This window comes from Photorhabdus viridis, assembly GCF_040256935.1.
Taxonomy (GTDB): Bacteria; Pseudomonadota; Gammaproteobacteria; order Enterobacterales; family Enterobacteriaceae; genus Photorhabdus; species Photorhabdus viridis.
Genome location: NZ_JBEJZY010000014.1, coordinates 85,820 through 100,489, shown reverse-complemented (window position 1 = coordinate 100,489; position 14,670 = coordinate 85,820). Strand labels below are relative to the sequence as shown.

The window sequence follows — 14,670 nt, the reverse complement described above, 5'->3', positions numbered from 1 at the left end:
AAGCGGCGGGACTCGTCGTTTCTGCCCATGGAGGCCAGTGTAAATCCGTCACACAGACGGTTGCGGCCTAGGAAGTGGGAAGCCTCGCCCGACAGGGCGGGGAGCAGTCACATCAGGGCCCATTGACACGGCTCAACATGAATAGACACAGCCTTAATTATAAATGGGAGCCGTCATCAAATCCCTGGATTAATTTGGACATAGGCGTGTGGCAAACACGAGTTAACGATCGCCCCCGAACTTCAAATAATACCCTCGGTGATAAAAAATTCATGCGTACAGTAGGAATGAATCTGAGTAACACCTCATTATTTGAGCTTTCAATGCAAGATATTGAACTGAACTATGGCGCCAGTTTTATCCGTGAACGCACTGGCCCAAGCAAAGGAAAATGGGAGTATGCCGTTAATCGGGAAGGAGAGCGTAAGGAAGGTCATCTTTTCTTAAACGGCAGCTATATGCTTGCCGGACGTCTTACCTTAATGGGGGGATGGGATTACAAATCCTATCAGGTAGAAGATTATAGCCCGGTACCTTCTCTTCGTCGGAAACTGCTCTACATGCCAAATATACCTATGCGCCACGCTTTCCATCAATGGTTGAAGGTATTCGTGGCTACATGATGAGTGTTGACGACCATATAAAACCTGAAATTTCAAAAAATATAGAATTAGGGCTGACATCTCGTTTCCCAGATGTAATTACTGACAATGACAGTGTAGATATCAAAATGTCCTACTTCGATAATCGGGTGAAAGACTATATCAACCGATCATGGATGGATGATTATTGGAGTATGTACATCAGCAATATTAAAGCAGCAGAATTCGCAGGGTTAGAGTTGGCGAGTGTTTACCACAGTGATCATTTTGATGCCCGTTTATCTATGAATTGTTATACGAAAGTCAGATTCTGTACTGAAAATGAAGGTTGTGTCGCTCGCAGCCTCCCTTCGGATTATGCTACTAACCATATTCCTCCTAAATATGCTGTATCACTCGATCTGACACGAAAATTTCTAGAAGACAAAATGTCTATCAACGCGAGAGTCTCATATTATGGTCAAAGATCTGTACCCGCAACAAAACCGGGACAAGGTTCCGCCCTCCTGCTGGCCCCCATTATTTGGCGACCCGCAACAGTGGCGGATATCTCTCTGATCGCTCATGTGAATAAACATGTCGAATTTGAGTTTGGTATAGATAACGTCTTTGACAAATATTATATCCAGCCTCTCAGCTTGGGTTATATTCCATCGCCGGGAAGAACATTCCGTGCCGGGATCACAACTTATTTTTAAATCAATCAGTTAAAATAAAGGCATATCACTGAGCTGATATGCCTTTTTCTGACAGCACGCCATTTATCCCCGTGAATACAGGGAACACTTTTTGACTTTATCTTTAAATACATAAAAGATAAGGTTTATTCTCGAAAATATGGTAAATACACACAAGGTGGTTAATTTATTTTTAAATATTTTAATAGAATAAAGTTTTTACTCGGTTTTTAAAAGGCTAAATAGTTATAAATTTGAAAAACAAAACCGAACTTACAAATTAATGCCAGATTATACCTATATAAGTTTATAGAGTGTGCAATTAATTGGTTTATTTGAGTTTTTATTATTAAAAAATTAATAAATATAATTTCAAATAAACTCACTAAATAATTTAATTTCGACATTAATAATTTCAGATTGATTTCAACATGTATTAAAATTTTTTTCAATATAGGAAAACCTTTCTTTCCTCTTCATTAACTATTTCCTGCACCTGATAGCTATTATTTCGAATGAAAATAGAATAACCATGATATAAATATATTGTTAATAAAAATACAAGGTGATTTTTAAATGAGAAATAGTTTATGTGTAATTAATCATTCTTAGATGAACATATGCAAAAATACATATTAACACATAGGGTTTTATAAAATAGAATCATGTTTGTTTGATGCTTAATAAATCAGGAGTCAGCTTAAAATAAAGTATTAATTATTTATCTTCTTAATGAAAAATAAGAAGAGTAAATGAAAATGTCAATCTGCAAAATTAAATATCTCGTTCATTAAATTACTATCAAATGAACCTGAAAAATTATTCTTTTAATAAGGCATACATATGAAAATAGACTCTGTTGATACATTGAATTTAGATAATGCCCAAAATTATATAACTGCATTATCCGGAATTGTCTCAGTGACAGGCAACGCCTATGGGCGCCTCGAGGTTTTCGGGATAGGTGCTGACAACGCAGTGTGGCGTAACTGGCAAACAGTACCAAACACTGGCTCTTCTTGGTCCGGTTGGAGCTCGCTTGGTGGAGGAATCACCAGTAAGCCTGCTGTTTACCTCAATGTGGACGGTCGATTGGAAGTATTCGTACGTGGTGCAGATAATGCGCTATGGCATAACTCGCAAACCGCCCCCAATGCTGGTTGGTCAGGTTGGCAGTCACTGGGTGGCGGGATCACCAGCAACCCGGCGGTATATGTTAACGCTGACGGCCGGCTTGAGGTCTTTGTACGTGGCAACGATAACGCTCTCTGGCACATCTCACAAACCGTCCCCCATTCCGGTCCGTGGTCGAGCTGGCACTCTCTGGGGGGGACGATCACCAGCAACCCTGCGGTATATATCAACTCCGATGGCCGGCTTGAGGTCTTTGCTCGCGGTACCGACAATGCACTCTGGCACATCTCACAAACCGTTCCCCATGCTGGACCGTGGTCGAGCTGGCACTCTCTGGGTGGCGGGATTACTAGCGATCCCGTAGTGGTCGGCAACTCCGATGGTCGGCTTGAGGTTTTTGTGCGCGGCGGCGATAACGCTCTCTGGCACATCTGGCAAACAGTTCCCCATGCTGGACCGTGGTCGGCCTGGCAGTCACTGGGGGGCCGGATCACCAGCAACCCCGCAGTATATGCCAATTCCGACGGCCGGCTTGAGGTCTTTGCTCGCGGCGGCGATAACGCTCTCTGGCATATCTGGCAAACAATAGCGCACACTGGCCCGTGGTCTAATTGGGCCTCATTGAATGGCGTAATTACCAGCGCGCCAGAGGTGGCGAAAAACGCTGACGGCCGGCTTGAAGTCTTTGCCCGCGGCGGTGATAACGCACTCTGGCATATCAAGCAAGACACACCATCGTGGTCTGCTTGGGCATCCCTCGGCGGCACGTTGATCGACGCTTCAGCGATCAAATAATCTGGAATAAATCCAGCCTTGCACAAAACGAACGTCACCTTCTGGCCCGATACGCTAAGGAAAATATTCACTGCGCTGCATCGGGCCAGTGGCACTTAATTTTTAGGTGAAAATTTAATATTCGATACACAAACTTGGCTCGAATTCGAACTTGTATATTATCGTTGAGACAAAGACATATTTTTGTCTGTTTGAAGCAGACTCTTAGTCAAATATATCTAGAAAACAACTTCAAACAGAATAACCTCTTTTAGGTACATGATTAAATCAGGATCTGTGTTTCTCAATAGCCAGATTATGAATTATGTGCTTTAATAATGGTTCAATAAAATATTTTAAAAAATAAAAAACAATGAGTGGAATATATTTAAAAACAGAAACCAATGGAGGATTTAAAATGGAAAAACAGTTTATTTAAAATTGATTTTACTTAAATGATTTCTGTATAAAAACAACATATAAAATATTTCATAACACAATTAAAAAATCATATTTAATTAATGCTTTACAGGTCAGGGATTAACAAAAAACACCCGCCGTTCATTTTATGAATAATATAACATAGGAGACTGGTGAAAATATCAATATATAAAGCTGAATATTCCTCTAATTATATAATTATTTTTTTAATCTGAAGAATTATTTTTAAAGAGAATATACATATGAAAAAAGAACCCATTAAAACGCCAAATTCAGATAATACCGAAACATATGTTGCAGGTGAGATAGAAATTGAGAATTCTGCAATCGCGTTATCTGGAATTGTCTCAGTAGCAAACAATGCCGATAATCGACTTGAGGTTTTCGGTGTAAGCACTGACAGCGCAGTGTGGCACAATTGGCAAACAATACCGCTCCCAAACTCCCCTTGGGCCGGCTGGAGCAAATTTAACGGAACAGTGACTAGCAAACCCGCTGTTCATCGTAATTCGGATGGTCGATTGGAAGTATTCGTACGTGGTACGGATAATGCACTCTGGCACAACTGGCAGACCGCCGCTGATACCAATACTTGGTCAAGCTGGCAACCACTGTATGGTGGGATCACCAGCAATCCAGAGGTATGTATCAACTCTGACGGCCGGCTTGAGGTCTTTGCACGCGGCACTGATAACGCGCTATGGCATACCTGGCAAACCACAGCTCATACCAATTCGTGGTCAAGCTGGAAATCTCTAGGTGGCACACTCACCGGTAACCCAGTCGCACATATCAATGCCGATGGCCGGCTTGAGGTCTTTGCACGTGGCCCCAATAACGTTCTCTGGCACATCTGGCAAACGACTCCCCACACGGATCAGTGGTCAAGTTGGCAGTCACTAAAAGGCATAATTACTAGCGACCCAGTGGTTATCGACACCTGCGATGGTCGGCTCCAAGTCTTTGCGTGCGGTGCTGATAGCACACTTTGGCACATCTCACAGATCAGTTCTGATTCCGTTTCGTGGTCAAACTGGCAATGTTTGGATGGTGTGATCACTAGCGCCCCGGCGGTGGTGAAGAATATCGCTGGTCGACTTGAGGTCTTTGCACGTGGCGCTGATAACACGCTCTGGCGCACCTGGCAAATTTCCCATAACGGCCCGTGGTCTAACTGGAGCTCATTTACAGGCATTATCGCCAGTGCCCCAACGGTAGCGAAGAATTCGGATGGTCGGATTGAGGTCTTTGTACTTGGCCTTGACAGTGCACTCTGGCATCTCTGGCAAACCACTTCATCAACTACATCATCGTGGACCACCTGGGCTCTCATCGGTGGTATCACATTAATCGACGCTTCAGTGATCAAATAATCTGGAAGGAGACAGCTTCGCACAGGACGCGCGTAATCTTCTGGCCCGATGCATTTAAGGAAAACATCCACTGAATTGCATCGGGCCAGTGGCACATAATGAGGATTTTACTTTTAATTTTGTCGCGCCGTCGCAAAATATCGGCCATTAATTTCCGATCTATTCAGATCCTTACAATTTATCCAGTCCAATTTGCGAATTACTTCCAGATTTTACTTGTGTAAGTTTAAAGCTTGGTGCGATACCATAACAAAAGAATTAATTCACAAATTTAACGTAAGACAACTGCATGATTAACACAGAAACTTTCGACACCCACACGCCCATGATGCAGCAATATCTCCGTCTTAAAGCACAGCATCCCGATATTCTGCTGTTTTATAGAATGGGGGATTTTTATGAACTCTTTTATGACGATGCTAAAAAAGCCGCAAAATTGCTGGATATTTCTCTGACCAAGCGAGGTCAATCGGCTGGTAACCCTATTCCAATGGCAGGCGTGCCACATCATGCAGTAGAAAACTATTTAGCTAAACTAGTTCAATTAGGCGAGTCAGTCGCTATCTGTGAGCAAGTTGGCGATCCTGCCACCAGCAAAGGCCCGGTTGAGCGTAAAGTCGTTCGCATCGTTACCCCCGGTACTGTGACAGATGAGGCTTTATTGCAGGAACGGCAAGATAACCTGCTTGCAGCCATCTGGCACGATAATCAGGGATTTGGCTATGCCACGCTGGATTTAACATCCGGTCGCTTCCAAATATCTGAAACGGCAGAACAGGAAACGATGTCAGCCGAATTGCAACGTAGCCGTCCTGTTGAATTGCTCTATCCTGAAAGTTTTGAGCATATGGCTTTGATTGAAAATTATCATGGCCTGCGTCGCCGCCCTTTATGGGAATTTGAATTGGATACAGCAAAGCAGCAGCTTAATCTGCAATTTGGTACCCGTGATCTGGTCGGTTTTGGTGTGGAAAAAGCGACTCTCGCTCTGCGTGCCGCGGGCTGCCTGTTGCAATACGTTAAAGATACTCAGCGCACAGCTTTGCCTCACATCCGTGGCATCACGGTGGAGCGTCAGCAAGATACAGTTATTATGGATGCGGCAACCCGCCGTAATCTGGAGCTGACACAAAATCTGTCTGGCGGTACAGATAATACCCTCGCCTCCGTTCTTGATCTGTGTGTTACCCCAATGGGTAGCCGAATGTTGAAGCGCTGGTTGCATGCCCCTGTCAGGGATCGCCAGATATTGGAGAACCGTCAGCAGGCCATTGTTATCTTGCAGGAAATTGGATTGGAATTGCAGCCGTTTTTACTGCAAGTCGGTGATCTGGAACGTGTATTGGCCCGCTTGGCTCTACGCTCTGCTCGGCCACGGGACTTGGCAAGAATGCGCCATGCATTCCAGCAATTGCCTGATATCCATCAGATTATGGATTCTTCGGATTCCCCGTATATCAAACAATTACAGAAAAACATTGGTCAATTTGATGAGCTACAGGAATTGCTTGAAAAAGCGATTGTAGAAACACCACCGGTATTGGTTCGGGATGGCGGCGTGATCGCGCCCGGCTATAACAGCGAGCTGGATGAGTGGCGTGCATTGGCTGATGGCGCCAGTAACTATCTGGAACAATTGGAAATCCGCGAACGTGAAAAACTGGGCATTGATACTCTGAAAGTCGGCTTTAATGGTGTTCATGGCTACTATATTCAAGTCAGTCGTGGGCAGAGCCATTTGGTGCCCATTCATTATGTCCGCCGCCAGACATTGAAAAATGCTGAACGTTATATCATTCCTGAACTAAAAGAATATGAAGATAAGGTTCTGACTTCTAAAGGGAAGTCTCTGGCAATAGAAAAAGCCCTGTACGAGGAATTATTCGATCTGTTACTGCCTCACCTGGCTGAATTACAAACCAGCGCCGAAGCACTGGCTGAACTTGATGTATTGGCAAACTTGGCAGAACGAGCTGAAACCCTGAATTATGTCTGCCCAACGCTAAACGATAAACTAGGTATTCAAATCACCGCTGGACGCCATCCGGTTGTTGAGCAAGTTCTGCGTGAGCCATTTATCTCCAACCCGCTCTCTTTATCCTCACAGCGACGTTTACTGATTATTACTGGTCCAAATATGGGTGGTAAAAGTACCTATATGCGTCAGGCCGCCCTCATTACACTTCTGGCTTATATCGGCAGCTTTGTGCCTGCTGAAAAAGCGGTAATCGGTCCTATTGATCGCATATTTACCCGTGTGGGCGCTTCCGATGATCTGGCATCCGGCCGTTCAACCTTTATGGTGGAAATGACAGAAACTGCCAATATCTTGCACAATGCGACCGAACAAAGCTTGGTATTGATGGATGAAATTGGTAGAGGGACATCAACCTACGATGGCCTTTCTCTTGCATGGGCATGTGCAGAAAATCTGGCAAACCGTATTAAAGCAATGACTCTGTTTGCCACTCACTATTTTGAGCTGACCACGTTGCCGGAAAAACTCGAAGGTGTAGTTAATATTCATCTGGATGCGGTAGAACATGGGGATACCATCGCATTTATGCACAGCGTACAAGATGGCGCCGCCAGTAAGAGTTATGGGCTGGCCGTTGCTTCCCTCGCAGGCGTGCCACGCGAAGTGATTAAACGCGCGCGCCAGAAACTTAAAGAGCTGGAATCGCTGTCTAACAATGCAACTGCGAGTCATGTAGATACACCACAACTTGCGCTGTTAACAGAAGAAACCTCACCGGCGGTTGAAGCATTGGAAAATCTCAATCCAGACTCTTTGACTCCCCGTCAGGCATTGGAATGGATTTATCGGCTGAAAGATATGGTGTAAGAAAGTGTTCGATAAAAACCTTTTACAACCGATATCCCGTTTTTTGCAATGTGAAACCCCTGATTTATGGGTAGATAAAGCCAAACAACCGGAAAATTTACCTGTGCTTCTGCGCGATCACCTGTTATGTGAATTGAAAGCAGCACAGAGCGCGATGTATTTAATCCGCAAGTATGCTGTAGATCAGCAAAGTGCGGATATATTGCTGGCATGGTTTAAACCTTATGAAGATTTTGCCTATAAAAAAATTGGCGCTCTCCATTCATTAAAAGGTCAAAACCAGGCTACCAAGCAGATCACCGCCAAAGCTGATTCACCATACAGTCAGGATCTGATTGATAAAATGGTATTGCTGATCAAAGAAGAGTTACATCACTTCTATCAGGTGCTGGAGATCATGGATGCACGCAATATTCGCTATGAAAGTATCAGCGCCAGCCGTTATGCCAAAGGAATGTTTAGCCATATTATCAACCACGAGCCTTATACACTGGTGGATAAACTGATTATCGGCGCCTATATTGAGGCACGCTCTTGTGAGCGTTTTGCCAAACTGGCGCCTCATCTTGATGAAGAATTGAGTAAATTTTATATCTCGCTACTTCGCTCTGAAGCTCGCCATTATCAAGATTATCTTGCTCTAGCTCAATCTATTGCTAATGAAGATATTACCGGGCGGGTTAACTATTTTGGTCGTGTTGAAGCTGAGTTGATTCAAAATCCAGATAGCGATTTTAAATTCCACAGTGGTATCCCCGTGATTTGAATATGACATTGATTAAAAAAGGCGAGTTTATACTCACCTAGGAGTGATGAACTTACTCCCGAAAAAGGAGTCATTAAAAGTCCTTGATTAAGATTCACCATCATCCCAGACAGGGCTAGGATAATTTTACCGGGTACTGAAGAACTTAATAATACCGAGCGCCAATAACGTAAAAACACGGATAACAGTTCTTCAGAACCCAAGTAGTTAAACTACTCAACAATTAAGTACGGAACAACGCTTCAATATTCAAACCTTGAGTTTGCATAATATCTTTCAAACGCCGCAAACCTTCGACTTGGATCTGACGCACTCTTTCCCTTGTTAAACCGATCTCTTTTCCTACATCTTCCAGCGTTTCAGCCTCATACCCCAAAAGACCAAAACGACGCGCTAATACTTCACGTTGTTTCGAATTCAACTCAAACAACCATTTGACGATACTCTTTTTCATATCGTCTTCCTGCGTTGTTCCCTCCGGCCCGCTTTCATTCTCATCCGATAAAACATCCAATAGCGCTTTATCAGAGTCACTGCTAATGGGTGTATCAACCGAAATGATACGTTCATTCAATCGCAGCATACGGCTTACATCATCAACCGGTTTATCCAGTTGCTCTGCTATCTCTTCTGGGCTAGGTTCATGATCCAATTTATGGGCAAGTTCTCTTGCTGTACGCAAGTAGACATTAAGTTCTTTAACAATATGGATTGGCAACCGAATGGTACGGGTTTGATTCATAATCGCCCGTTCAATAGTTTGCCGAATCCACCATGTTGCATAGGTAGAAAACCTGAACCCACGCTCCGGGTCAAATTTTTCAACAGCACGGATAAGACCAAGATTGCCTTCTTCAATCAAATCAAGAAGCGCTAACCCCCTGTTACTATAACGACGGGAAATTTTAACAACCAACCGCAGGTTGCTCTCGATCATTCTCTGGCGGGCCAGAACATCACCACGTAATGCCCGCCTGGCGAAAAAAACCTCTTCTTCCGCGGTTAACAAAGGAGAGAAACCAATCTCGCCGAGATAAAGCTGTGTCGCATCAAGAACCCGCTGGTTCATACTCTGCAATACATCTAAATCATTCTCAAGATCAGTCAGGTCATCCTCACCATTCTTCAATAATTTCTCATCGAAGTCGTCAGCTTCAATACCACTTTCATCTAAATCCGCATCATCATACAACTCGTTAACTTTCAGCGTATTTTGGCTCATAAGCTGCCCCTACCTATGATAATGCAGGCAGAATTCAGCACTCTGCCCAGTTTATCGCTGCGGAAGATAACGCAGCGGGTTTACGGATTTTCCCTTGTAACGAATTTCAAAGTGTAATCTTACAGAGCTGGTACCCGTGCTACCCATAGTGGCGATTTTTTGTCCCGCCTTGATGTCCTGTTGCTCACGAACCAGCATTGTATCGTTGTGAGCATAGGCACTCAGGTAGTCATCGTTATGTTTTATAATTATCAGATTTCCATATCCACGTAAGGCGCTTCCGGCGTAGACAACTCGACCGCCTGCTGTTGCGAATACTGACTGACCACTACTGCCGGTAATATCAATTCCTTTGTTACCCCCTTGGGCATCAGAGAAATTTTCAATCACTTTGCCTTCAGCAGGCCACATCCAACTGCTGACAGTACTGTTTCCACTGCTTACGGTTGTCGTCGGTGATTTTACATACGTATTGTTTACGGTTGACGTAGTTGCCTGTGGCAACATTTTTACACTCTTCTGTTTTCCGGAATTTGCAGGATACGCATTAGTTGATTGAGAATCAACCAGCGTTGTTTGAGTTTGATTATGGCTATAAGTGGTTAACATCCCGCCGCTGCCGGTCCTCAAAGTCTGTCCCACCGTCAGGCCATAAGGTTCTGAAATATTATTTTTGCTCGCAAGATCACGAAAATCACTCCCCGTGATCCACGCAATATAAAACAGAGTATCACCGTGTCTTACGGTATAAGTGTTGCCGTTATAGCTACCTTTAGGAATACTTTCATAATCACGGTTATAAATGATTCTCCCTTGTGAATTGCTGCCGCTAGCACTAGTCGATGAAGGTGAAGATGGCATTGGCGTAGATATAGCAGAGCTGTCTGAAGAGATTACCGGGTGACTGATGCCTCGGCTTTGCTCCTGATTAATACTAGTGATAGGCGCTGGGCGAGTTGGTGGATTTGTACAACCGACTAACCAGACTCCCATTAATGAACAAATTACAATCCGCTGTATTTTCTTCATTGGGCTTCCCGAATTCATACTTTTTTCCCCCATAACGGCAAATAATAAGCGTAAAGATCAATAACTCTTAAAGGTTATACATAACTACAAAAATTTCAAAACGAAAATAATTTCGCTTATTAAAGCGAATATAACCATTAATTGAAAAATAGTTGCAATAGACTACGAATTTAAGCCAGTTCCCCTTGCACAAGAGGCACAAAACGTACAGCTTCGATCACTTCACTATGAAAACCATTACCATGACGTTTCACAGATTTAAGAATTTGTGTATTTTCACCAACAGGCAAAACCATAACACCACCATCAGCAATCTGGAGCATCAGTTCTTGTGGGATATATGGAGGAGCCGCGGTCACGATAATAGCATCAAATAACCCACGTGATGGCCATCCTTGCCAACCGTTCCCATGGCGGGTTGAGACATTATGTAAATCAAGCTGTTTCAATCTGCGTTTAGCCTGCCACTGCAAACCTTTTATCCGTTCTACCGAAAAAACATGTTTGACCAAATGAGCTAATATCGCCGTCTGATAACCAGAGCCTGTACCAATTTCCAGTACTTTAGCATCAGGTGTTAACTGAAGCAGTTCAGTCATACGGGCGACAATGTAAGGCTGAGAAATTGTTTGCCCATAACCAATAGGCAAAGCCGTATTTTCATATGCTTTATGTGCCAATGCTTCATCGACAAAACGTTCCCTAGGCACAGCGGAAATGGCTGCCAGTAAACGTTCATCTTCTATTCCCTGCTGGCGTAATTGTGTCAGCAAATTTTTCATTGCTCGACTTAGCATTCTCCATCAACCTCAGCTTTAGCTAACCAGTCTCTGACTAACTCCTGCGCTTTATACGCAGTCAGATCGACCTGCAATGGTGTAATAGAGACATATCCCTGTTCTACAGCTGCAAAATCTGTTTCAGGCCCCGCATCATGTTTATCTCCCGGTGGACCCAACCAGTAAAGCATGTTTCCTTTCGGATCTTGCATGGAGTAGACTTCTTCCGCGGCATGACGACTACCACAACGCGTCACCCGAAAACCTTTAATTTGATCAAGTGGCAGATCAGGCACATTCACATTCAGAATATTACCCGCTCTCAAAGGTGCTGTTTGTAACATTTGCAACAAACGGCGTGTGATTTCTGCCGCCGTTTCGTAATACGATTCGCCATCGAGTGAAATGGCCAATGCCGGTAATCCCAAGTGACGACCTTCCATCGCGGCAGCAACAGTACCTGAGTAAATCACATCATCCCCGAGGTTGGGGCCTCGGTTAATACCAGAAACAACAACGTCCGGGCGCGGAAGAACTAAGCGATTAACACCGAGATAAACACAATCTGTTGGTGTGCCATCCAGCACCGAGATATCCCCATTCTCCAGCGTATGAATTCTTAATGAACGATCAAGTGTCAATGCATTAGATGCACCGCTCCGGTTACGATCAGGCGCAACAATCTGCACATGATAGCTTTCCCGCAATGTTGTCGCCAAAACCTGAATACCTGGTGCGGTGACACCGTCATCATTACTCAGCAATATTCGTAACATTATTTTGATCCTGATTGATGATTTCCCTGATCACACTGGTAGCAAAACTACCGGCTGGCAGCCAGAAACTGATCTTTACCGTGCTATTATCCGGCCATTCCCAACACAGATCCTGAGGCTGAACCAGAATAGCCCTGCGGGTACAATCCACTCTTTCCCGTTTGATAAGTTCCCACAATGATTCATAAGGCTGCAAATATTGTCGTTCAAAATCCGCAGATTGATGCTGTGTTCCCAATTCACCACTGCCAGGCAGCGGTGCAGTTATCTGTAGCTCTCCGTTGATGACCCGCTGCTGTAATAAAGGCAACTCTGTTTCGTCAGCAACAAACCAACTACCACGCCCCGTTAATTGTAAGGCGTCGCCATTAATGACCTGCTGCTGTTGTTCAAGAGCAATTCGCGCACTCGCCACCGCATTAAACATAGCACTGCGACTGGCTGAAAGATAAAAGCTGCGTTTATTTCTCTCTTTTACCCGGATTTCATTATTCGCCCAGCGTTGCGCCTGAACCAGATTCTGCCCATCCCGCCCAAAACGCTGCTCACCAAAATAGTTAGCAACCCCACCTTGTTGAATCAGTTGTAATCGGTTTTCAACAAATTGGTGATAACTGATTTCCCGCAAAATCAGAGTAAATGAATTTCCTTTCAGTGCTCCAATGCGCAGTTTACGTTTTTGACGATCTGTTGCCAGAACCTCACATCCTTCAAGCTGAAACGATGCAAAATCAGGATCCTGTTTACCGGGTAAGTGTAAGCAAAACCATTGTTCTGTCACTGCGTTGCGGTCTTTTAAACCTGCATAACTGACCGATCTAGGTGGTATACCAGCGAAACGGGCGAGGTTCTCTGCAACAAATTGAGTATTACAACCCGTTTTACGGATATGCACCATTAAGTGTTCACCTTCCCCGTCAGGAGAAAAACCTAAATCTTCGCGGACGATAAAATCTTCCGGCGAAGTTTTTAATGTCCCCGTCGCTTCCGGTTGCCCATACAGCCAATTTAATTCAGCTAATGCCATCAATTATTCCTTAACTAGCAAAGCCACCGCTTCGCAAGCAATACCTTCTTTACGTCCAATAAATCCCAATTTTTCGGTCGTGGTGGCTTTAACATTGATATCATCAATGTGGCATTGCAGATCTTCTGCCAGATTGACTCTCATTTGTGGGACATGCGGCAGCATTTTTGGTGCCTGAGCAATAATCGTAATATCCAAATTACCGATCCGATAACCCCTTTCTCTGATACGACGATAAGCTTCACGCAATAACTTACGGCTATCAACACCTTTAAATGCCGGATCAGTATCCGGGAACAATTTTCCGATATCGCCCAATGCCGCCGCCCCTAACAAGGCGTCAGTCGCTGCATGGAGAGCAACATCACCATCGGAGTGCGCCAATAGCCCTTGTTCATAAGGGATACGGACACCACCGATAATAATCGGCCCTTCACCACCAAATTTATGCACATCGAAACCGTGTCCGATTCTCATGATGTTTGTTCCTTCATTTTCTGGACAGATAAAATTCTGCCAATGCCAAATCTTCGGGGCGTGTGACTTTTATATTGTCCGAACGCCCGTTAACCAATACCGGTTGATAGCCACAATATTCCAGTGCAGAAGCTTCGTCAGTGATATTAGCGTGTTGCGACAGTGCTTTTGATAAGCTGTCCCTGAGTAACATCAGTGGAAAAAACTGCGGTGTTAGTGCGTGCCAGAGATCTTGGCGCTCTACCGTATGGTCAATAACCTGACCAACACGTCCACGTTTCATCGTATCGCTGACCGGAGATGCCAGAATACCACCACATGCCATATTTCCCTGTTCATCCGCTTCTGCCAATTGTAGCAAACGTTCAAGATCGTCATGGTGTAAACAAGGGCGGGCCGCATCATGTACTAAAACCCAGCGATTATCATTCCCGGCCAAATGAGCCAGATGATTTAAACCAGCCAATACAGAATCTGCTCGCTGCTTCCCTCCGATTACTGTCGTAATACGTGGATCTGATGCAACCTCAAGAGATTGAAACTGTGTATCAGCCGGATTTAAAACAACCACAACGCGTTGAATGCGGGGATGATCAAGTAATGCAGCCAGAGTGTGTTCAATAACAGTTTTTCCGACAATAGACAGATATTGCTTTGGGCAATCCGAATTCATTCGGCTGCCAATGCCCGCTGCGGGTACCAAAGCAATAATATCAGCACAGGAATGCAATAATAGATCGTTCATTTT

Annotated in this window: 13 protein-coding genes and 1 pseudogene; 7 read left to right on the top strand and 7 right to left on the bottom strand. The window is 44.2% G+C overall.

Annotation, left to right across the window (positions count from 1 at the left end):
• The 7 genes and pseudogenes from ABR397_RS07995 to miaE all read left to right on the top strand — a co-directional run.
• Nucleotides 1-71: pseudogene (locus tag ABR397_RS07995) on the top strand (RNA-guided endonuclease InsQ/TnpB family protein); the annotation flags it as partial.
• A gap of 135 nt (nt 72-206) precedes the next feature.
• Complete coding sequence (locus ABR397_RS07990) at nt 207-623, top strand: hypothetical protein (protein WP_350305264.1); 417 nt, start codon at nt 207-209, stop codon at nt 621-623.
• The gene (locus ABR397_RS07985) at nt 596-1,300 is read left to right on the top strand and encodes a TonB-dependent receptor domain-containing protein (RefSeq protein WP_350305263.1); all 705 of its coding nucleotides are present in this window, start codon (nt 596-598) and stop codon (nt 1,298-1,300) included. Before ABR397_RS07990 ends, ABR397_RS07985 begins: the two co-directional genes overlap by 28 nt.
• A gap of 822 nt (nt 1,301-2,122) precedes the next feature.
• The gene (locus ABR397_RS07980; protein ID WP_350305262.1) at nt 2,123-3,208 is read left to right on the top strand and encodes a hypothetical protein; all 1,086 of its coding nucleotides are present in this window, start codon (nt 2,123-2,125) and stop codon (nt 3,206-3,208) included.
• 662 nt (nt 3,209-3,870) lie between these two features.
• A complete protein-coding gene (locus tag ABR397_RS07975) occupies nt 3,871-5,001 on the top strand; it encodes a hypothetical protein (protein ID WP_350305261.1) in 1,131 nt (376 codons plus the stop codon).
• A gap of 289 nt (nt 5,002-5,290) precedes the next feature.
• A complete protein-coding gene (gene mutS, locus ABR397_RS07970) occupies nt 5,291-7,846 on the top strand; it encodes a DNA mismatch repair protein MutS (protein WP_350305260.1) in 2,556 nt (851 codons plus the stop codon).
• A 4-nt stretch (nt 7,847-7,850) separates the two neighbouring features.
• The gene (miaE, locus tag ABR397_RS07965; protein WP_350305259.1) at nt 7,851-8,612 is read left to right on the top strand and encodes a tRNA isopentenyl-2-thiomethyl-A-37 hydroxylase MiaE; all 762 of its coding nucleotides are present in this window, start codon (nt 7,851-7,853) and stop codon (nt 8,610-8,612) included.
• 223 nt (nt 8,613-8,835) lie between these two features.
• On the opposite strand, the gene rpoS is transcribed toward miaE, so the two are convergent.
• From rpoS to ispD, 7 genes are all read right to left on the bottom strand, one after another.
• Nucleotides 8,836-9,834, bottom strand: a complete 999-nt coding sequence (gene rpoS, locus ABR397_RS07960) for an RNA polymerase sigma factor RpoS (RefSeq protein WP_350305258.1) — start codon at nt 9,832-9,834, stop codon at nt 8,836-8,838.
• 51 nt (nt 9,835-9,885) lie between these two features.
• Nucleotides 9,886-10,863 (bottom strand): murein hydrolase activator NlpD, encoded by a 978-nt coding sequence (gene nlpD / locus ABR397_RS07955; RefSeq protein ID WP_350305257.1) that lies wholly within the window; start codon nt 10,861-10,863, stop codon nt 9,886-9,888.
• Between the two features lie 170 nt (nt 10,864-11,033).
• The gene (locus tag ABR397_RS07950; protein ID WP_350305256.1) at nt 11,034-11,660 is read right to left on the bottom strand and encodes a protein-L-isoaspartate(D-aspartate) O-methyltransferase; all 627 of its coding nucleotides are present in this window, start codon (nt 11,658-11,660) and stop codon (nt 11,034-11,036) included.
• Nucleotides 11,654-12,418, bottom strand: a complete 765-nt coding sequence (gene surE / locus ABR397_RS07945; protein WP_350305255.1) for a 5'/3'-nucleotidase SurE — start codon at nt 12,416-12,418, stop codon at nt 11,654-11,656. Before surE ends, ABR397_RS07950 begins: the two co-directional genes overlap by 7 nt.
• The gene (truD, locus tag ABR397_RS07940; RefSeq protein WP_350305254.1) at nt 12,396-13,445 is read right to left on the bottom strand and encodes a tRNA pseudouridine(13) synthase TruD; all 1,050 of its coding nucleotides are present in this window, start codon (nt 13,443-13,445) and stop codon (nt 12,396-12,398) included. The genes surE and truD overlap by 23 nt, the downstream gene beginning before the upstream one ends.
• 3 nt (nt 13,446-13,448) lie before the next feature.
• Nucleotides 13,449-13,922, bottom strand: coding sequence for a 2-C-methyl-D-erythritol 2,4-cyclodiphosphate synthase (ispF, locus tag ABR397_RS07935; protein ID WP_350305253.1), 474 nt, complete (start codon nt 13,920-13,922; stop codon nt 13,449-13,451).
• A 13-nt stretch (nt 13,923-13,935) separates the two neighbouring features.
• Complete coding sequence (ispD, locus tag ABR397_RS07930) at nt 13,936-14,667, bottom strand: 2-C-methyl-D-erythritol 4-phosphate cytidylyltransferase (protein ID WP_350305252.1); 732 nt, start codon at nt 14,665-14,667, stop codon at nt 13,936-13,938.
• Nucleotides 14,668-14,670 lie beyond the last annotated feature (3 nt).

Coding starts and splice junctions, on each gene's coding strand:
- ABR397_RS07975 (WP_350305261.1), top strand. CDS start 3,871: ATGAAAAAAGAACCCATTAAAACGCCAAATTCAGATAATACCGAAACA.
- rpoS (WP_350305258.1), bottom strand. CDS start 9,834: ATGAGCCAAAATACGCTGAAAGTTAACGAGTTGTATGATGATGCGGAT.
- truD (WP_350305254.1), bottom strand. CDS start 13,445: ATGGCATTAGCTGAATTAAATTGGCTGTATGGGCAACCGGAAGCGACG.
- mutS (WP_350305260.1), top strand. CDS start 5,291: ATGATTAACACAGAAACTTTCGACACCCACACGCCCATGATGCAGCAA.
- ispF (WP_350305253.1), bottom strand. CDS start 13,922: ATGAGAATCGGACACGGTTTCGATGTGCATAAATTTGGTGGTGAAGGG.
- nlpD (WP_350305257.1), bottom strand. CDS start 10,863: ATGAAGAAAATACAGCGGATTGTAATTTGTTCATTAATGGGAGTCTGG.
- ABR397_RS07980 (WP_350305262.1), top strand. CDS start 2,123: ATGAAAATAGACTCTGTTGATACATTGAATTTAGATAATGCCCAAAAT.
- ABR397_RS07950 (WP_350305256.1), bottom strand. CDS start 11,660: ATGCTAAGTCGAGCAATGAAAAATTTGCTGACACAATTACGCCAGCAG.
- ABR397_RS07985 (WP_350305263.1), top strand. CDS start 596: ATGGTTGAAGGTATTCGTGGCTACATGATGAGTGTTGACGACCATATA.
- ispD (WP_350305252.1), bottom strand. CDS start 14,667: ATGAACGATCTATTATTGCATTCCTGTGCTGATATTATTGCTTTGGTA.
- surE (WP_350305255.1), bottom strand. CDS start 12,418: ATGTTACGAATATTGCTGAGTAATGATGACGGTGTCACCGCACCAGGT.